We start from the raw sequence: 18,454 nt of genomic DNA on the forward strand, positions 1-18,454 counted from the left end.
TTAAAGGGCCTGCGATGCTGGCATAGGCGTTAGCCTTTCTTTCGTGAGCCTGCACATCTACGACACCAGCGCACGCGCCACTCGCGAATTCGTTCCGGTCCAAGCCGGCCGGGCGTCGATCTACCTGTGTGGGGCGACCGTGCAGGCTCCCCCGCACGTGGGGCACATCCGCTCGGGGGTCAACTTCGACGTGTTGCGCCGCTGGCTGCTGCGTTCCGGATATCAGGTGACGTTCTGCCGCAACGTCACCGACATCGACGACAAGATCATCCGGGTGGCCGCCGAGGATGGCGTCCCCTGGTTCACGGTCGCCGAGCGCAACCAGCGCGCCTTCACCTGGGCGTACGACACTCTCGGCTGCCTGCCCCCGACCGTCGAGCCCCGTGCGACCGGTCACGTGCCCGAGATGATCGTCCTGATGCAGCGGCTCATCGACCGCGGCCACGCCTACGCGTCTGGCGGCGACGTCTACTTCGACGTCGTCTCCTACGAGGACCGCTACGGCACGCTGTCCAACCAGAAGCTGGCCAACATGCGACCGGCGGCCGACACCGACGACGAGTCGTGCAAGCGCGACCCGCGCGACTTCGCCCTCTGGAAGGGCGCCAAGCCCGGCGAGCCGACCTGGCCGACCCCCTGGGGCCTCGGCCGTCCCGGCTGGCACCTGGAGTGCTCGGCCATGGCGACCAAATATCTTGAGTCGACGTTCGACATCCACGGCGGCGGCCTCGACCTGATCTTCCCGCACCACGAAAACGAGCTCGCCCAGTCCCAGGCGGCCGGCGACGGCTTCGCCCGCTACTGGATGCACAACGGCCTGGTCAAGATCGGCGCCGAGAAGATGAGCAAGTCGCTCGGCAACTCGCTGCTGATCCCGGAGATGGTGCAGAAGGTGCGCCCAGTGGAGCTGCGCTACTACCTCGCGGCACCGCACTACCGTTCGTCGATCGACTACTCGGAGGAGGCGCTGCGGGAGGCCGCGGCCGCCTACCAGCGCATCGAGGGCTTCGTGACCCGAGCCGCCGAAGTGATCCACGACGTCGACGCCGACGCCCCGCTGCCACAGGCGTTCACCGACGCGCTCGACGACGACCTGGGCACCCCGCAGGCGCTCGCGGTCGTGCACGAGGTGGTGCGCGAGGGCAACGTGGCACTGTCCAGAGGCGACAAGGAAGCGGTGGCCCGCCTGCTGGCCGAGACCCAGAACATGCTCGACGTGCTGGGCCTCGATCCGCGTTCACCGCAGTGGCGCTCCGCGAAGTCCGACCTCAAGCCGGTGGTCGACGCGCTGGTGGCCGTGGCACTCGAGCAGCGTAAGGCGGCTCGGGCACGCAAGGACTACGCGGCGGCCGACGCGATCAGGGACCAGCTGGCGGCGGCTGGGGTCACAGTGGAGGACACGCCGCATGGAGCTCGTTGGGAGCTGTCCCGCTAGCCCTGTTTTTCCCGTACACCGCGATTGCCGATCTGGCGCGTAATCGGCGCAGATCAGGGTTCGTGACGTGCGGAAAAGGGGGCTAGCCCTCTCTGCAGCCCTCGACAAGATCGGCAGGGTGTATGGGCGGCCGGGCGAGCACTCACTCGATCGAAGTGCGGTCCGATGTGGTGGTCAAGCGATACCGATCGACGGACCATGGCCAGCCCGAGCGGGAATGGCGCGCCCTGGAGTTGCTCAACCAGTACGCGCCCGGGCTGGCGCCCGCCCCGGTGACCGCCGATTTGGCTGCTGATCCGCCGACGGTGGTGATGTCTCGACTTGGCGGCGCCGCCGTGCAGGAACCGATCCGTGGGCACTTGGCCAACGCACTGGCCGAGGCCGTCACCAGAGTCCAGCAGGCGGTCCCTCAGCCCGTGCTGGAGCGGGTCCCCGCGCGTGCCGGCCATCCGGTCGAGCTCCTCCAGCAGGTACGAACGTGGTCCGCGACGGCGTCTTCTGACGGAGGCTCCGCGGTCACGGACGCGCTTCGCCAGGCTGCGAACTGGGTGGCACAGCCGAGGTTGGAGGAACTGCTGGCGCGGCCGGGCACTCCGGTGTTCGGCACCGGTGACGGGAACCTGGCCAACTACTTGTGGGATGGAACGGACATCCGCGTTGTCGATTTCGAGTACTCCGGCCGCAGCGACCGCGCATTCGAAGTGGCCGAGGTCATCGAGCACATATCGGTCTGGCGCAACGACCCCGCCGGCATGACCGCCGTGCTGGAGCGCTTGGAGATGACCGCTGACGAAGCCGACAGACTCATCGAGTGCCGTCGCCTTCTCGCCCTGTTCTGGCTGCTGCGGACTCGCGGGGAGACCCAGATCGATCAGGCGAGCCGGATGTTGGCCTTGCTGTAGAACTTCATGCGGTGCGCCCTGGTCTTCGCCAGGCGACGGTCAGTGGGCTTCTTCACGACCGGCGCCGCTTCCAGCACTGGATCAAGGCCGCCGATTTTCGGGTACAAATCGCTATGAGCGTCTTCGGCTCTCTGTGTTCACAGCTCATGGGGATCCGAGCGCGGGGCCGCCGGAAGGGCTTTCGGCTGCCGAGAGGTAGCGGGAGCGCATGGCGTCGCTGGCGGCGGGGCCCGCGGTGAAGACGTAGGCGCTGCTGTCGTCGAGGCGGTGACCGGTCTTTGCGTCGACGACGACCGGTTCGACCTCTTCACCGGTCCTGGTGTCGACGAGGATCATGCTGCGTGCATCGGGAGCGAGGCGGGAGTTGCCCCACGCCGCCAGAGCAAGGATGACCGGGCGCAGGGAGCGGCCGAGTTCGGTGAGGACGTACTCGTGGCGTACGGGGTTGGTCTGGTATGGGCGGCGCTCCAGGAGTCCGTCCGCGACCAGAGTCTTGAGACGGGTCGTGAGCATGCTGGAGGAGATCAAGGAGTGGCTGAACCGCTCGGCTGGCGAGTACACATACACCGTCCGCCTCACCGGCGCTCAGCAGACAGACGACACTCACTTCATCGCGACCCAGCACCTCGAAGGCGACTTCCCCGGCGGTGTCGTCGACCTGCACTACCGCTTCAGCCTCCGCGGCGACCACATCGAGCGGCTCGAAATCGAACCCTGAGACTCCCAGTACGTCAGCCTTGCCCCTGGCCCTGGCGAATCGAAGAGCTTGATGAAGGACTCCTGGGCATAGGCTGCCACCGACCATTCGATCTTCGCTGGCACGAACCTGCTGATCACCAAGATCAACGCCGTTGCGTTTAGCGTCGCGGGCGAGGTGCAAGTCCGTCTTCCATGACGGTGACCTGGGCATGGAAGGTGTAGGTCTGCGTGGTGGCAGGGCCGGCGTTCGGGCCGTACTTGCTGGTCGGGTTCTTCCGGCTGCGGGCCCTGACGCGAGGGCGACGCCAGGCGGGCAGCAGGCCGCGCAGCACCGCACGGCCGATTGGGTCGATGAGGGTGACGTGCTCGGCGGGCCAGACGGCGCTGGCGGTGGCGACCAGGTCGCCCGCGGTCTCCAGCAGGATCGTGAAGCTGATCCGGTCCATGTCCAGTCCCGGCCTGCTGGCCGCGACGTCGGCGGCGGTGCGGATCAGGGCCTGGTATACCACCTGGCGTAGACCGGTTCGCCCTCGCTTTCGGGACCAAGGCAGCAGCCAGCACGGCCCCCGGGTGCCGCACTCGACCACGACCAGTAGCCGCACCAACGGATAGCCGAACTGGACCATCCTGGATGAGGAACGCGATCTCATCGCTGAAAAGCGCGGAACCACTCGACTCGCCTTCGTGATCTTGCTGGGTTCTACCCTCTGGGGCCTCGTCTCCCGCTCCGGCACCCCTGACCACCCCCGGACGGTGGTGAGGCTGTCTCTACCACCGTCCGGGGGCGGCCTTCATGGCTTCCTCAGCCGGGCGCGGCCATTCTGATCAAGGAAGTTGGCCAAGCGCCCAAATCGACTGGAGGACCCCATGCGTGTTCAGGTGAACGGCACGTCGCTGTACGTGGACGTCGAAGGCGCCGCCCTGGAGCCCGACGGCTACACGATGCGAGAGAAGCCGACCCTCCTGCTGCTGCACGGCGGCCCCGGGCACGATCACTCGATCTTCAAGCCCGCCTACGGTCAACTCGCCGACCTGGTCCAGATCGTCTACGTCGACCAGCGCGGCAACGGCCGCAGCCAGAGCTCCGACCCGGCCACCTGGAACCTCGACCAGTGGGGCGACGACGTGCGCGCCCTGTGCGACACGCTCGGCATCGTCAAGCCGATCGTCCTGGGCTGGTCCTGGGGCGGAGCCGTGGCCATGAGCTACGCCTCTCGCCACCCCGACCACCCGGCCAAGCTGATCCTGCAGAGCACCGTCGCCCGCTGGGACCTGGACCGGATCGTCGAAGGCTTCCGCGCCGAGGCCGGCGAGGAGGCTGCCACGGCCGCCAAGATGTTCCTCACCGAGGGAACCCCGGAGACCTTCGCCGCCTTCGGGCAACTCTGCGCCCCCGCCTACAGTCCCGACCCGAACTTCCCCGCCGAATCCGACATACAGGCCATGACCCGCATCCTCCCGAACCCCGGGCTCACCATGAGCTTCATGTCCACCGCCCGGTTCGACCTGACCGCGCGCCTGGCCTCCATTCGATGCCCGGCGCTCGTCATGGCCGGTACCCGCGACCCCATCACGCCGCTGTCCACGGCGCGGGAGATCGTGGACGGCCTGCCCGGGGCACGCCTGGAGGTGTTCGAACGCTCCGGCCACTTCATCCCCGACACCGAAGGCGAGCGGTTCTTCTCCCTGCTGCGCTCCTTCATCACCGGCTGACCCGGCGCCATGACCTACCTGCCGGTCGGCGAACGGCGACGCGCCATCATCGACGCCGCCATCGAGGTGATCGCGGAGGAGGGACTCGCCCGCGCCACCACCCGCCGCATCGCCGAACGGGCCGGCACGCCGCGAGGGACCATCCACTACTGCTTCCGCTACAAGGACGAGCTGACCCTTCTCATCCTGACCCGAGCCCGCTCCACCATGCACGCCGCCTTCGCCCGTCTGTCACCCGACTCCGGATTCGAGGCGACCGTCCGGGCCGCCGTCGCCGCCTACTGGCAGTGGATCCGCGACGCCCCCGGCCTACACCTGGCACTCCTGGAGCTGACCCTGTGGGTGATCCGAAACCGGCAGACCGTGGCGCCAAGCGGCGACGCTTGGGCCGCGGTGAACGCCCCCTTCGGCGGGGACCTCCTCGAGGACGCCTTCGCCACCGCCGCCCGGACCGACAACCTGCACCCCGCCGTCCCCGTCCCCGACCTGGCCCGCTTCCTCATCCACCGCATGGACGGCCTCGTCCTGGAACTCGCCGAAACCCGTGACCAGGCAGCCTGCGAGCACCAGACGCACCTACTCGCCGACGCCCTCATCGCCCTCGCCACCCCGCGACTCAACATCAACGACACAGATCACGAATGAAGATCAACGCGGTTTGGGGGTCATGACGTTATTCTTGCTGCCACCCCTTCAAGCCCCCTTGACCAGCAGCCGCAGAGCCAAACGCAACAGCGTTGTCGTCAAGATTCGCTGGCGATCTTCGGTGGTACAGGGCGCCTCGTTCTCACCCTCGAAGCGCTGAGCCATTCACTGACAGGGCGACGTCGATGTTGCCGCGTGTGGCGTTGGAGTACGGGCACACCTGATGCGCGGTGTGCACCAGACCGGCGGCCTGCTCCGGGTCCTCGATCGAGGGCAGCGTGATGTCCAGCTCGACTCCGAGCTTGAACGTGCCGTCAGCGTTCGGGATCAGCATGACCTTGGCGTCCACAGCCGCGTCCCCAGCCTTCAGCCCCTGTCGTTGCCCGAGCATCGTCAGGACGGCCGAGAAGCAGGCGGCATAGCCGACCGCGAACAGTTGCTCCGGATTGGTCCCGTCGCCATCTCCACCCAGCTCCTTCGGCTGGCGCAGGTCCACGTCCAGCATCCCGTCGCTGGAACGCCCATGCCCGTGTGCCCGGCCGCCGGTCACCTGAGCCTGCGCGGTATAGAGCGGTTTCGTCACTTCAGAGCCCTCCTCATTGGTTTCCCGAAAGTGAATCATAGACTTCAAAAACAGGAAGTCAATGGTCTAGGATCCGGCTGTGATCACTTCACTGGGAGGAACCATGGCGGCTCTGAAGGTCGGCTTTCTGCTGCCGACACGTGACTGGATCGTTCTGGGCGATCGGGAGCCGTCCGCGCTGATCGAGCAGGCGCGACTGGCCGAGGATCTCGGCTTCGACTCGGTTTGGGCTGGTGACAGCCCCGTGACCCGTCACCGTGCGGATCCGCTGATGCTCCTGTCCGCAGTGGCCGCCGTGACGGAACGGGTGGCCCTCGGCACGGCCGTGCTCCTGCCCGCCTTACGCCATCCGATCCTGCTGGCTCACCAGCTCGCCACGCTGGACCGGATCTCCGACGGGCGCCTCATCGCCGGGATGGGCGCCGGATTCCCGCACCCGAACACCGAGGCTCAGTGCGAAGCGCTCGGCATCGACTTCAAGCGCCGTGTCAGCCGTACCGAAGAGTCGATCGACGTGATGCGGCAATTGTGGGCAGGTGCGACGGTGTCGCACCAGGGGGCGCATTTCGCCTTCCAAGACGTGACGCTGGAACCCAAGCCCGCACAGGCAGGAGGGCCACCGATCTGGCTGGCGGGAAGCGGCGAGGCTGCGCTGCGGCGAGTGGGACGACTGGCCGATGGGTGGCTGCCCTATCCGCCGACAAGCCAGATGTACGCGGATGAATGGGGCGTGGTCCAGGAGATGGTCCGCCTCCGCGGTCCTGCGTCGAGCGAGGCGGGGCCCTTGATTGAGTCTGCTTCGGGTGTGGTCACACCCGCGTTGTACGCGACGGTCTGTCTCGACGAGGACCCTGAGCGGGCGCGAGGTCGGCTGCGGACCAGCATTGAGCGGTACTACAACGCGCCGCTCGAGTTCATCGAGTCCATTCAGGCCACGTTCGCGGGCACTGCGGATGATGCGGTCGATTGGTTGAACTCGTATGCGTTGGCTGGGGTGCGGCATGTGGTGATCCGGTTCGCGGTCGATGACCATCGCGGGGCCTTGGAGGAGTTCGCCGAGCGGGTGCTGCCGCGGCTTCACGTGGGGGTCGGTTCTTGACCACCTTTGTGCTGGTTGCCGGCGCTTGGCATGGTCCTTGGGCTTGGGATCGCGTCGTTCCGTTGCTCGAAGGCGCTGGAGCGCGAACGATCGTTCCTGACCTCGCGTACGGTCGGGACGTGGGGTTGCACGACCATGTGGCACAGGTCGTCGCCGCCCTCGACGCTGCCGGCACTGGCACTGGCACTGGCACCGGCACCGGTCCAGGCACGGACACCGATCCTGAGACGCGTCGCGACGTCGGCGTCCGCGAGGCTCACCACGACGCTGACTTCCGCGGTGCCCGCTACGACGCTGACATTCGCGAGAACCGGTACGTGGCTGATGCGCATGCCGGCGGTGGTGTCGTGCTGGTTGGGCACAGTTACGCGGGGTTGGTGGTGCGGCAGGCAGCCGACCTTCATCCTGAACGCGTTGACCATGTGATCATGGTGGAGGGCTGGGCCGGGGCGGATGGGGACAGCCTGTTCAGCCTGGCTCCTGAAGGATTCGTGAAGTTCGTCCAGGATTCGGCGGAGCTCACCGGTCAGGGGGCCTCGGCTCGTACCTCTGCTGGGAGTTCGTCTGATGGCTGGCAGGTGCCTGCTCCCGCGCCGGCGCTCTTCGGCATCACCGATTCGGACGACACCCAGTGGCTTCAGGAACGGTTGCGTCCGCAGCCGCTACGTACCTTCACCGAAGGTACGCGCCTGACTGGGGCCGTCGATCAGATCCCTGGGACGGCGATCTACTGCAGGCCGCAGACTTTTGCCTTCGACAGGTTCGCCGAGGCGGTCGGGTATCGGACCGTCGCTCTGGACGGGCCGCATGATGTGATGCTCACTGATCCGGGTGCTGTCGCTGACGTACTTATGAGTGCGAGATTCAGAAACAGGAAGCTCGAAGCTTAGAATGTTGAAGTGGATCAGCGAACGTACAACCAGTTCTGTGCCACTGCCCGGACCCTGGACCTCGTCGGCGAGCGGTGGACGCTGCTGCTCGTGCGCGAGCTGCTGACCGGGCCGAAGCGGTTCGGGGATCTGCAGCACAGTCTTCGCGGACTGGGCACCGGGCTGCTGGCGGCGCGGATGAAGCATCTTGAGCGCGAGGGGCTGGTGCGCAAGATCGTGCTGCCTGCGCCGGCGCGTACACCTGCTTACGCCCTGACCGAAGCCGGTCAGGAGCTGGAACCTGCCGTGCTGGCTTTGGCGCGGTGGGGCATGAAGTGGGCGATGGGGGAGCGGCGCGAAGGGGAGGCGTTCCAACCAGGGTGGGCGGTGCTGGCGTTGCGGGTCGGCTTTGATCCGGAGGCGGCGGTGGGGATGCGGACGGTGTACGAGTTCCGGGTCTCTGATGAGGTTTTTCACGCTCGGATCGACGACGGGACGATCGAGACCGTACACGGACCTGCTCAGCGGCCGGATGCGGTTATTGAGATGGATGACGATGTTCTGGTGGAGATGGGGGAGGGGAAGACGACGCTTGGTGATGCGATCAAGAGTGGAGCTGCTCGGGCATTTGGTGATCTTCCGGCTTTGGGGAGGTTGCACGGGCTGTTCCGGTTCCCTCAGCCGGAGGCTCGGACGGGTGGGCATTCGTAACTGGGGGCTCAGGGATTAGCCGGGTGGTTCGCTACCTGTGACTCGGGGCCTGTGATGTGGCTGCTCCGCGTACTCCGTGAATCCGCGTATTTCAGGCGACGGACACCCATACGAACTCTTCGCGCCCCATGGTGGCATAGTGGGGCCTCGGCGCCGCGCGGTCCGTGATCGGGCCGCATGCGGGCGTTTCGGGATCCGGGCAATCCGTACGCCGTACCCCGTGACTTGTCGGGCGTGGGCGATCGGAGAGCGACGGATGCCGGTTGGACTGATCGCGCTGGCACTCGGCGGGTTCGGCATCGGTCTGACCGAGTTCTTGATCGCCGGGCTGCTGCCGCAGGTGGCGTCGAGTTTCGCGGTGTCCGAGGCGGCAGCGGGCTGGCTGATCTCCGGGTATGCGTTGAGTGTCGCGATTGGTGCGATCGCGCTGACTGCGGCGACGGCGCGACTGCCCCGAAAGGGGATCCTGGTCGGCTTGATGGCGTTGTTCGTCATCGGCAATCTGTTGTCCGCGATCGCGCCGAACTATCCGGTGATGCTGCTTGGGCGGATCGTCGCGGCGTTGTGCCATGGTTCGTTCTTCGGTATCGGCTCGCTGGTCGCCCGCAGTCTGGTCGCGCCGGAGAAGAAGGCTCGTGCTGTGGCGGTGATGTTCGCCGGGCTGACGGTTGCGAACGTTCTGGGCGTCCCGTTCGGCGCGCTGGTCGGTGAACGATGGGGCTGGAGAGCGGCCTTCTGGGCAGTCACCGGAATCGGCGTGCTCGCCCTGGCGGGAATCGCCGCTCTTGTCCCCGGTTGGGCGGGAGAGACGCGGCCGCCGACAGTGACGGGCCGTTCCGAACCGATACCGCCCAGCGGCTTGCGGGCGCAGTTTCGTGCGTTCCGGTCGTGGCAGGTCTGGCTGACCCTGACGGCCACCGCGCTCAGCTATGGCGGGATGTTCGGTGCGTTCAGCTATATCGCCTACACGTTCACCGAGGTCGGCGGCTTCTCCCCGGCGGATGTCGCCTGGTTGCTGATGGTGTACGGCGTCGGTCTGGTCGTCGGGAACGTGGTCGGCGGGCGAGCGGCCGACCGAGACCGTGACCGCGCCCTGGTCCTCGCCCTGATCGGACTCACCATCACACTGGCCGTGTTCGGTCTGCTGGCCGGCAGTGCCACCGCGTCGGTGATATTGGTGTTTTTGATGGGGTTGTTCGGGTTCGCCAGCGTGCCCGGCATGATCATTCGCGTCACCGACTTCGCCCACGGTGCGGCATTGGCTGCCAGTGCCAACGTGTCCGCGTCCAATATCGGCAACGCCCTTGGCGCCTGGCTCGGGGGTCTGGCCATCACCGCGGGCCTTGGCTATGCCGCGCCGCTGTACGTCGGCGCCGGCATCGCCCTGACCTCCGTCATCGTCATGGTCGTTGCCGCGCACCAAGCGAGGTCGCCCGCGCAGCAGACTGAGCACTCCATGTGACACCCGGTGCCGTTTGGGCCGCCATCGATCACCTGCGGCCGGTGCTGCGGTGTCTTGAGCTTGCGTTTCACGGTCCGTAATCTCTCCGGACCCGAGCCGGGCCGTAGAACGCCCCGATATCACTCGATCAAGTTCAGGTGCCGGTTCTGTGGCTCTGTGCATGTAGGCCGTACCCTGCTCGGGACCGTGATCTTGAGTGAGGCGTGAGGTGGGTGATGGCCCGAGTACCCTTAATGCCATGGCAGCTGGCGGTAGGGCATCGGGCAGGCCCGCGAAGAAGAAGGGCCCGTCCAAGGGCACCGGTGGGCAGGGACGCCGCGGGCTCGAGGGCAGGGGCTCCACCCCGCCTGCTGAAATGCGTCACTGGTTCAAGGACAAGGCGCGTTCCGAGCGGGTCGCCCGTGAAGAGCGAGGCGGGCAGCGGCCTGGCCCGGCTCGGCAGCGGCGTTCCGAGGACGCGCCCGAATACATCGGCGGACGCAACCCGGTGCTCGAGGCGCTGGTCGCCGGGGTGCCGGCCAACGCGCTGTATGTCGCGCAGCGCATCGAGAGCGATGACCGCGTACGCGACGCGATCAAGGTCGCGACGGAGCGGGGCATCGCGCTGCTCGAATCGACCCGCGAAAAGCTTGACCGGCTCACTGAGGGCGCCGTTCACCAGGGGATCGTGCTCCAGATCCCCGCTTACGACTACGCGCACCCTTCTGAACTGGTCGAATTGGCGCAGGACGCGGCAGAAGTGCCGTTGATCATAGCGCTCGACGGGGTCACCGATCCGCGCAATCTGGGCGCCATCGCGCGCTCGGCGACTGCTTTCGGCGCGCACGGCATGCTGATTCCGTCGCGGCGCTCGGCCGGCGTGACGGGCGGGGCGTGGAAGACGTCTGCGGGCACGCTGGCCAACCTGCGTGTGGCGCGGGCGGCCAATCTCACGGCGGCGCTGCGGGAGTATCGGGACGCTGGACTGTTCGTGATCGGGCTCGATGGCGAGGGCAGCGCGGACATCGGTGATGTCGACCTGCTGGGCGAGCCGTTGGTGATCGTGGTGGGGTCCGAGGGCAAGGGGCTGTCGCGGCTCGTGCGGGAGCACTGTGACGTTGTGGCACGGATTCCTATGCGGGCGGCTGCGGAGTCGTTGAACGCGGGGGTGGCGGCCGGCGTGGCGTTGTACGAGGTGGCTCGTCATCGGCGCCGTTGACCGTCTACACTGATAGGCCGCGCCGACGTAGCTCAATCGGCAGAGCATCTGTCTTGTAAACAGAAGGTCAGGGGTTCGATTCCCCTCGTCGGCTCTGTGTTTGAACAGGGGAAAACGCCCGGTCTGAGATCAACTCGGACCGGGCGTTCTTGATCTAATGCGATGAGAGTGCGATCGATCTTGGATTTTCAGGCCTCAGCTGTCACAAGCTCGACCACGTCCGCGTCGGCGGAGAACGGCGGAATCGGGTCCCGCTTTCCCTCCCGGAACGGCTTCAAGAGATCGTCGAGCATCGCCACCGGCGAGTGAAGAGCGAACCAGGCGCGCTCGGCGAGCGCCTGCTCCCACACCTGTTGAAGATCCTTGCGGAGCTGGGTTCGCCATTCCTTGGCGATGTGCGTGTACCGGCGGCGCATGTCGCCCCGCTTCATTCCCAGTGAGGCGTGCCCGATCCGGTCGTCCCTCAGCCGGACCGGCGTCCCCAGCCCGTCCAGCAGCGTGGAGTGACCATGCCGCATTCCGTGCGGCGTCAACCACTCTTTGGCCGGCAGCCACGACGCCAGCGGGCCATCATCGGTTCTGCGGTGCGGGCGCACCAGCCGGTCAAGGATCTCCTGGCGCGTCATGTCCTCCGCCACCGCCTGACTCAGACCCTGCTCCACTGCGAAGGCCACCAGCTTCTCCTTTGATGACGCCGCGTTCACCCCCAAGACGGCTGGCCGCCGCTGATAGCCACGCCCGGCTGGCCGCTCGTATGGTTCGCCCGGCACGGCCTGCGGCCACGTCGGCACCGGCTCGCCCGGCCACAGCCCGCCGACGTCGACCAGCACCGGCTTGGTCTCAGAGGAACGCTGGCCTTTCGAACCGGTGTAGCGGCCGTCCGCTGCGGGGTTGAAGAACCGCTGCGCATAGTTGGAGTCCACGATGTGCGCGCCCTGCGGTCCCAGGAACACGAAGGCGCCGCCCTGGCACGGCTGCTCCTGCTGACCATCGAGCCGCATCGGCTTGCACGGGCAGTGCTGGTCAGGGTGCGCCTTGATCTGCCGGGCCAGCAGATCCTGCAGGAACGGCGGGATGTCGCAGTCCCGGTTCGAGTCGTCCTTGGCGCGCCTGGTCGGCTCCGTCGCCGAAGTTCATGACCCACGATCACGGGTGGCGGAGGAGGTCGAGCCCGGCGCTGATGCCCAGAGGCTCAGCGCCGGGCGTTGTTCATGTCGCGGCTGGGCAGGTCGGTGTTTCGAATGTCACGCCGTCCAGGACGTTCCCGCTTTCTGGGTTGTCGCCCGCGGTCGCGACCGACTCGAAGGCGAAGCGCGTGACGGTCTGGCCGGCCGGAACGATGTATACCCCGGTGTAGCGGCGCCAGGCGGTGTTGCCATCGATGATATCGGGTGAGATGGCTCCGGTGGGGGTCTGGGCCACGGTGGCGCCGGGGGCGCCGATCAGCACGCGCATCACGTCCGGGCCCAAAAGGCCCCGGTGATACAGCGACCAGGTCATGCGGGTGCCCGGCACGGTGGGTAGGTCCTGATAGAGCGTGGCGGCTTGGTTGGCGTTGAGCTCGGCGAACTGCTGCCCGTCGGCTGAGGGGACTCCGTTGTAGCCGGTACGCCAGAACTCCACCAGGCGGTTGGTGGCGGTGGTGTGCCAGCCGATGCCCGGGTTGGTGGAGGCGTCGGGAAGGAACTGGAACCCGGTCACGGGCGGTGCTTCGAAGCTGCCGTTGGCCAGGCGGATGGGCGTATCGGTGCAGGGGACGGTGACGGTGACCGTGGCGGTGCTGGTCCCGCAGGCGGTGGTGATGGTGTAGGTGAAGGTGTCGGTGCCGACGAAGCCCGGAGCGGGGGTGTAGAGCACGTTGGTGCCGGAGACGGTCGCGGTGCCGTTGCCGGGCTTGGTGACGTTGCTGATCGTCGGTGCGGTGGCGGTGTCGTTGGCCAGGACGGGAACGCTTACGGCCTTGCCCTGGGTAGTGGCGGTGTCGTCGGTGGCCATGGTGGGCGCGATGGACTGTCCGTTGACGATCTGGATCGGGGGTGCGGGGGTGTTGTTTCCGAGCTGGCCGGGAGCGGCGAGGACGCTGCTGATCCCGGTCGGCCGGATGGTCATGCTGCCGCCGATGGTGCCTTGCCTGACCTGGAAGGTGATGACTTTCGCAGGGGGGTCGGTCTTGGTGCCCGATGAGGGGATCGTCAGGGTGTTGCCGGAGATGCTGCCGGCTCCGGACTGGCTGAGCACGTCGGCGTTGGCCAGCAGCGACGACAGGTCCCAGGTGGTGGTGTAGCTGCGGACCAGCAGCGGCCATCGGGCGGTGCGGTGCGTCAAGGTGAGGGTGAAGGTGCTGCCGGGGGCGATCTGGCCGCCCCACAAGGATGGGGAGGTGTCGACCGAGACCGACTCACTGCCCAGCTGCATGTTGGCTATGTTCTTCCAGTAGTAACTGACCGGGTAGGTCGTCTGCCCCTGTCGGACGCAAGGCGCTGCGGCGGCTTGGGCGGTGTGGCGCGCGATGGCGGCGTGCGTACCGGTGTCGGCCGTCGCCGGTAGTGCCGGCGCGGCCAGCAGCGTCGTCAGAACGCAGGCCGGCAAGGTGAGCACGGATCGAGGTCGTAGTGGTATCGGCATGGCATTCCGATCTGTTGTGAGGGATGGCCTGGCCTCTTAGGCCGAACTACCGCGATGCTGCATTCAGTAGTGGATCAACTACTGTTAGTAACATCGATGGGCCTCTGTGTCGCCTCTCGCGCCGAAGGGGGCAGCCGGAGTACGGAAGAACACACCGCGTCGCTACATCTCTCCAGGTCATCGCCCTCATCCCCGGCTGGGGCGGGTCTCTGCATGTACCACGTGACGCCAGTCGAGGTGCTCATCGCCCGCCTCCGGATCGGCGGTTCCTTCTATGCCTGGCCGTCCCAGCGTGCCTCGGTGGCGTGCTGGTGAGTCCGGCAGATCGTGGAGTCGACGTTCACCGTGTGTGACTTGGATCGCTGGATGACGTGATTTTGGGATCGCTATTTGTCGTGGTTGGCGTGGAAGCGATGACTGGATCCACGCCGTCGCCCTCCACGATCCGCCGACTCGCCAGATAACCCAGAAACGAAGCGGGCGCGCTGCGCGGCGGCCACCCAGCTCACGCCCTGCGTATGATCGCCACCTTTCCAGACCCCGGCGTCAACCGCGTAGACGAGTGAGGGCCTGCGGTGTCAGGTGGCGTGCCAGTTCTTCCAGCAGCCCGCAGAGGGGGCGTAGATCCGCCCCATGAGGCCGATCCCGCACGATCAGTCATCGGCCTGCTACCTGCTACCCGGCTGGTCAGACGACCCATGAGGTAGTTGTGGGGGAGGTGCCGCGCCCCGCAGAGTGGGTCAGACCGCCGGGCGCTGTCCAGAATCGGCGAGGCCCATCACCGCGAGATCGCGCAACAGGGCGGTGGCATTGTCAGCCAGAGCGGTCATCTGCTGGTCGGTGAAGAACGCCCGGTTGTAGGGGATGACCGCGCCCAGCGAGCCGCCGCGGTTCATGACGTGGAGCACCGGCACGGGGCCGGGAATGAAGGTCGCGGAGTGACGGTCCACGCACCGCAGGCCACCGGGTAGCTCGCCCAGCCTCTTGCGCCCCAGGTTGGAGATCCCGATTGTGATCGGCAGCACGGGTCCGGCCAGGAGGTCGAGTAGTCCCACCACCTCGCATTCCAGAGCCTGCCATCGAGCTTGGAACAAGCCCGCCGAGATGGCGCGCGCCACGGCGAGCGGATCGTCGTCTACTTGTGCCGGGAGGTGGGCAGCGGAGCAGGCGAACATGGGCTGTTGTGGCGCGATCCGGAGGTGGAGGCGCATGTTCACCGGCATGTGGCAGGTCAGTGTCAGCGATCGCTCGCCGGTCATCATGCGGCGTGCGGCGACCAGGAGCGCGCCGCAGACCACCGCATGGGTCGACAGTCCGGCAGCTGCCGCCGTACGCTCCAGCCCTTCGGTCGCGGTGCGGCCAAGCTCCAGGTATCGGGCGGCGTAGTCCAGGGGCGCTTTCGAGTCCCGCGCGGGTAGTGTCGCCACGATGGCGCGCTGGGCGAGGGCGGTCCTGTGGGCGACATGGTCGGCCACCTGCTCCGGGGTGACCCGGCCCGCCAGGAAGGACTCCAGCGGAGGGGGCAATCCCGCTTGCCGCGGTGCGTCACCGCCCCCGTAAAGGGTCCAGAGCAGGTGCTCCACGGCGAAGGCGCTGGACCCATCGATGATCGAATGGTGGAAGAGGAGCACCACGGTCGAGTCCTCGTGACCGTGAGGCACGACCAGGACTCGGAGCGGTGCCCCCGGGTCGGCTCCCGGCCTGGGCAGAGCGGTCGACAGCGCGTTGAACAGTTCCGTACCGGCGGGAAAGACCTGAATCGGCAGAGGCTTGCCGGTCGCATACAGCCACGAGCCGTCCGCGATGCGTGTGGTGAGCATCGGGACGCTGGTCGCCAGCGTGGCGCACGCCTGGGTGAGGCCGTCGATTCGCAGTGGCCCCCGAACCCGGCTCCAGAGCGCGGCCCAGATCTCCTCCTGGGCAAGGAGCCATTCGACCGGCGAGAGAGCACGGCCCTCACGCATCGCCGGCCTCGGCTTGGATACGTTTCCATAGCCCGGCCATATGGGCCCGGTCGGTAGCCGGTCCTCCGGCGGCCATGCGGAGCACATAGCGGCCGCGAACCTGCGACGAACTGAGATAGATCTCGCCGGTGGAATTGATCCGTGCGAGCAGCTCGGCGTTGCGGTCGTCATCCGCCCGGAGACGGAAACAGACCAGTCCGAACGGGTGCGGGGCGACGATTTCGAAGCGCGGATCGGCCCTGACCCATCCGGCGAACTCCTGGGCCAGCGCGACTCCCCGACGCAGGTGGGCGCGCAGCCCTTCCGCACCATAACAGCGCAGCACGAACCATAGCTTGAGCGCGCGGAAGCGCCGTCCCAGCGGAATCTGCCAGTCACGATAGTCTCTGGCCTGGCTGCTGATCTCCGTCAGATAGCCGGCCGAGACGTTCATGGCGTTGGTCAGGGCCTCGGGATCGGCCACCCACATCACGCAGCAGTCGAATCCGGTGAGCAGCCACTTGTGCGCGTTGACGCAGTAGCTGTCGGCGTCCTGCAGGCCATCGTTGATCCACCGCAGCTCCGGGCAGATGGCTGCGACCCCCGCGTATGCGCCGTCCACATGCAGCCACAGGTCGTAGGCGTGGCACAGCTTCCCGATGGCGGGCAGAGGATCGACTGCGGTCGTGGATGTCGTCCCAACGGTCGCGATCACCGCGACCGGGGTCAGGCCCTGCGCGATGTCAGCGTCGATCAAGGCGCGCAGGTGCTGCGGCCGCATCGCCAGGGTTCGACCGTCGACCTCGACCCATCGCACCCCCGCGTCTCCGATACCCGCGATTCTGGCGGCCTTGGCCACGCTGCAGTGGCTCTCGCAGGAGGTGTAGACGGTGTACCGGCCGCCGCTGCCGCCGTCCCGCCATGCCAGGCCCGCGCGGCGCCACAACGCCGCCGTCAGCGCCACCAGTGCCCCGGCGGAGGCGGTGTCCTGGATGACGCCTCGGCCGGCGAAGCACGCCGGCAGGCCCATCAGGTCCGCCAGCCAGTCGGTGACAGTCATCTCCAGCTCGGTGCACGCGGGGTTGGACGACCAGGTCATGCCCTGCGCGTTGAGCCCCGCGGCCAGCAGCTCGCCCAGCACCGATGGCCCTGAGGTGGTCATCGGGAAGAAACCCAGGAAGCCTGGATGCTGCCAGTGCGCCATCCCCGGGAGCAGCAGCCGGTCCACATCGGCGAGCATCGCCGAGAACGGCTCGCCGTATTCGGGTGCCCGCTCGGGAAGACGGCCGGCCACGTCACCCGGCTGGACCGACGGCATGACGCGGAATCCCTCGCGCCTCGACCAGTAGTCCGCGATCCAGTCGACGACCGTGTGGCCGTGCCGGCGGAACTCCTCGGGGCCCATGTGCGGGGCGCTCACCGAGAGCTCCGTAGGGGGAAGAACCTGCGGTAGGCGGCCAGGTGCTCGGGATCTCCCTGCAGGAACGGCAGATCGGAGTGGACCATGTGCCGTACCGCCAACAGCGGCACCGGGCTGCGCAGAGGCCGGAACCACGGATTGTGCAGCCCTGGCACATCGGGCGGGCCGTCGTGGAACTCGCCGATCATCAGCCCGCGCCGTACGAAGGCCGGCTTGAGGCGACGCTGCACGCCTTCGATCGTCAAGCCGTGATCGGCGGCGGTGAGCCGTGGGAAGAGCACCAGCAGCGCCTGGTCAGGATCCGTGGAGCGCTCGAACCAATGGAGACACTCGGCCATGATCGCCGTCATCGCGGTGGCGTCCGCTGGGCAATCCGGCCATGTCACCGCCCACACCATGCCACGGTCCAGCGCGCGCCGGGCGTACGGGCAGACCGGTCCGCTCCGCCCGAGCTCGGGATGCGGTCGACACAGGTATTCCCGTACCCAGGTGCCGGCCACGCCGCAGGCGTCGGCCTCCCCCGGCTCGGCTCGCACCGGCCGGGGATCGGGTACGGGCTGCCTCATATCTGGCTGAACTCGGTGTGCGGCCGATCGCTGGTGTAGAAGTCCACAGCCGCTGCGAGCAGCTCATCGACGCTGATCTTGCCGTCGACGCCGGCGTCGGCCGCGGCGGCCGCCTCCGCGGCGCGCTCCGGGGTGGCCCCCATGGCACGCAACACGGTGGCCCACTCCTCCAGGCTGACCGCGCCATCGCCGTCGACATCGGCTACGTCGATCACTGCTGTCGCCCACGGCCGCAGCGCCGAGGCGAAACCCTCGGCGTTGCCGCGCAGCTTGGACGCAGCCGCGGCCAGGAACTCCTCCTTGGTGATGGCCCCGTCGTGGTCGGTGTCGGCCACCTCAGCCAACGCCGTGAAGTACTGCTGCGCCGCTGCCAGCAGCGCCGCTCCCTTAGGCGACTGGGGTGAGTGCCCACACGCCCCCAGAATCCGCTTCGCCATGGCCTTGAAGTCGTCGGCCCTGATCGCACCATCATGATCTTGATCGAACGTGTCGTACCGGTCGGACATCTTCGCTCTGTAGGCACTTGCCGTGGCAGTGGACATCTTCCTCCCCATCCGGTCGAGCGCTGCTAACGAGCAGCGTAA

At 67.3% G+C, this 18,454-nt stretch carries 19 protein-coding genes and 1 tRNA gene; 11 read left to right on the top strand and 9 right to left on the bottom strand.

The genetic code is table 11. From position 1 onward, the window contains the following. Window positions 1–43 precede the first annotated feature (43 nt). Together cysS and ACGFNP_RS15580 are read left to right on the top strand one after the other, a co-directional pair. Window positions 44–1,435 carry a cysteine--tRNA ligase gene (cysS, locus tag ACGFNP_RS15575; RefSeq protein ID WP_393318901.1) on the top strand — a complete coding sequence of 464 codons (1,392 nt, stop codon included), beginning with the start codon at window positions 44–46 and terminating at the stop codon, window positions 1,433–1,435. A 122-nt stretch (window positions 1,436–1,557) separates the two neighbouring features. After that, window positions 1,558–2,337, top strand: coding sequence for a phosphotransferase (locus tag ACGFNP_RS15580; RefSeq protein ID WP_358334760.1), 780 nt, complete (start codon window positions 1,558–1,560; stop codon window positions 2,335–2,337). Window positions 2,338–2,481: 144 nt separating this feature from the next. On the opposite strand, the gene ACGFNP_RS15585 is transcribed toward ACGFNP_RS15580, so the two are convergent. Further along, window positions 2,482–2,850, bottom strand: coding sequence for a helix-turn-helix domain-containing protein (locus ACGFNP_RS15585; RefSeq protein WP_358334762.1), 369 nt, complete (start codon window positions 2,848–2,850; stop codon window positions 2,482–2,484). Between ACGFNP_RS15585 and ACGFNP_RS15590 the strand changes: the two genes are divergently transcribed. Continuing rightward, complete coding sequence (locus ACGFNP_RS15590; RefSeq protein ID WP_393318906.1) at window positions 2,843–3,055, top strand: hypothetical protein; 213 nt, start codon at window positions 2,843–2,845, stop codon at window positions 3,053–3,055. The two genes, ACGFNP_RS15585 and ACGFNP_RS15590, sit on opposite strands and share 8 nt — an antisense overlap. 139 nt (window positions 3,056–3,194) lie before the next feature. Here the strand turns inward: ACGFNP_RS15590 and ACGFNP_RS15595 are convergent, their stop codons facing one another. After that, on the bottom strand, window positions 3,195–3,545 hold the full coding sequence (locus ACGFNP_RS15595) for a hypothetical protein (RefSeq protein WP_393318909.1): 351 nt from the start codon (window positions 3,543–3,545) through the stop codon (window positions 3,195–3,197). A 358-nt stretch (window positions 3,546–3,903) separates the two neighbouring features. Here ACGFNP_RS15595 and ACGFNP_RS15600 point away from each other — a divergent pair, with 358 nt between their 5' ends. Beyond that, window positions 3,904–4,749, top strand: coding sequence for an alpha/beta fold hydrolase (locus tag ACGFNP_RS15600; RefSeq protein ID WP_393318912.1), 846 nt, complete (start codon window positions 3,904–3,906; stop codon window positions 4,747–4,749). A 9-nt stretch (window positions 4,750–4,758) separates the two neighbouring features. Further along, complete coding sequence (locus tag ACGFNP_RS15605; RefSeq protein ID WP_393318915.1) at window positions 4,759–5,394, top strand: TetR/AcrR family transcriptional regulator; 636 nt, start codon at window positions 4,759–4,761, stop codon at window positions 5,392–5,394. A gap of 142 nt (window positions 5,395–5,536) precedes the next feature. On the opposite strand, the gene ACGFNP_RS15610 is transcribed toward ACGFNP_RS15605, so the two are convergent. Then, window positions 5,537–5,977: an organic hydroperoxide resistance protein gene (locus tag ACGFNP_RS15610; RefSeq protein WP_393318918.1), complete on the bottom strand. Its 441-nt coding sequence runs from the start codon at window positions 5,975–5,977 to the stop codon at window positions 5,537–5,539. Between the two features lie 79 nt (window positions 5,978–6,056). On the opposite strand from ACGFNP_RS15610, the gene ACGFNP_RS15615 reads away from it, so the two are divergent. From ACGFNP_RS15615 to ACGFNP_RS15640, 6 genes are all read left to right on the top strand, one after another. After that, a complete protein-coding gene (locus ACGFNP_RS15615) occupies window positions 6,057–7,076 on the top strand; it encodes an LLM class flavin-dependent oxidoreductase (RefSeq protein ID WP_393318921.1) in 1,020 nt (339 codons plus the stop codon). 8 nt (window positions 7,077–7,084) lie between these two features. Next, the gene (locus ACGFNP_RS15620) at window positions 7,085–7,966 is read left to right on the top strand and encodes an alpha/beta fold hydrolase (protein WP_393319695.1); all 882 of its coding nucleotides are present in this window, start codon (window positions 7,085–7,087) and stop codon (window positions 7,964–7,966) included. Between the two features lie 9 nt (window positions 7,967–7,975). After that, window positions 7,976–8,656 (top strand): winged helix-turn-helix transcriptional regulator, encoded by a 681-nt coding sequence (locus tag ACGFNP_RS15625; protein WP_358334780.1) that lies wholly within the window; start codon window positions 7,976–7,978, stop codon window positions 8,654–8,656. A gap of 256 nt (window positions 8,657–8,912) precedes the next feature. After that, on the top strand, window positions 8,913–10,118 hold the full coding sequence (locus ACGFNP_RS15630) for an MFS transporter (RefSeq protein WP_393318924.1): 1,206 nt from the start codon (window positions 8,913–8,915) through the stop codon (window positions 10,116–10,118). 238 nt (window positions 10,119–10,356) lie between these two features. Beyond that, complete coding sequence (gene rlmB, locus ACGFNP_RS15635; protein WP_393318927.1) at window positions 10,357–11,316, top strand: 23S rRNA (guanosine(2251)-2'-O)-methyltransferase RlmB; 960 nt, start codon at window positions 10,357–10,359, stop codon at window positions 11,314–11,316. Between the two features lie 21 nt (window positions 11,317–11,337). Next, window positions 11,338–11,410 (top strand) — tRNA-Thr (locus ACGFNP_RS15640). Window positions 11,411–11,504: 94 nt separating this feature from the next. Here ACGFNP_RS15640 and ACGFNP_RS15645 read toward each other — a convergent pair. From ACGFNP_RS15645 to ACGFNP_RS15670, 6 genes are all read right to left on the bottom strand, one after another. Beyond that, window positions 11,505–12,317 carry a hypothetical protein gene (locus tag ACGFNP_RS15645; protein ID WP_393318930.1) on the bottom strand — a complete coding sequence of 271 codons (813 nt, stop codon included), beginning with the start codon at window positions 12,315–12,317 and terminating at the stop codon, window positions 11,505–11,507. A 208-nt stretch (window positions 12,318–12,525) separates the two neighbouring features. Continuing rightward, entirely contained in the window at window positions 12,526–13,914 is a 1,389-nt protein-coding gene (locus ACGFNP_RS15650) for an Ig-like domain-containing protein (protein WP_393318933.1), read from the bottom strand. A 767-nt stretch (window positions 13,915–14,681) separates the two neighbouring features. Beyond that, entirely contained in the window at window positions 14,682–15,905 is a 1,224-nt protein-coding gene (locus tag ACGFNP_RS15655) for a hypothetical protein (RefSeq protein WP_393318936.1), read from the bottom strand. Continuing rightward, window positions 15,898–17,304 carry a pyridoxal phosphate-dependent decarboxylase family protein gene (locus ACGFNP_RS15660; RefSeq protein WP_393318939.1) on the bottom strand — a complete coding sequence of 469 codons (1,407 nt, stop codon included), beginning with the start codon at window positions 17,302–17,304 and terminating at the stop codon, window positions 15,898–15,900. Before ACGFNP_RS15660 ends, ACGFNP_RS15655 begins: the two co-directional genes overlap by 8 nt. Then, window positions 17,301–17,870: a DUF6875 domain-containing protein gene (locus ACGFNP_RS15665; RefSeq protein ID WP_358340885.1), complete on the bottom strand. Its 570-nt coding sequence runs from the start codon at window positions 17,868–17,870 to the stop codon at window positions 17,301–17,303. Before ACGFNP_RS15665 ends, ACGFNP_RS15660 begins: the two co-directional genes overlap by 4 nt. Next, window positions 17,867–18,376 (bottom strand): EF-hand domain-containing protein, encoded by a 510-nt coding sequence (locus ACGFNP_RS15670; protein ID WP_393318942.1) that lies wholly within the window; start codon window positions 18,374–18,376, stop codon window positions 17,867–17,869. Before ACGFNP_RS15670 ends, ACGFNP_RS15665 begins: the two co-directional genes overlap by 4 nt. Window positions 18,377–18,454: the final 78 nt, after the last annotated feature.

The sequence above is a fragment of the Nonomuraea sp. NPDC049269 genome, assembly GCF_043197155.1.
In the GTDB taxonomy this organism is placed as follows: domain Bacteria; phylum Actinomycetota; class Actinomycetes; order Streptosporangiales; family Streptosporangiaceae; genus Nonomuraea.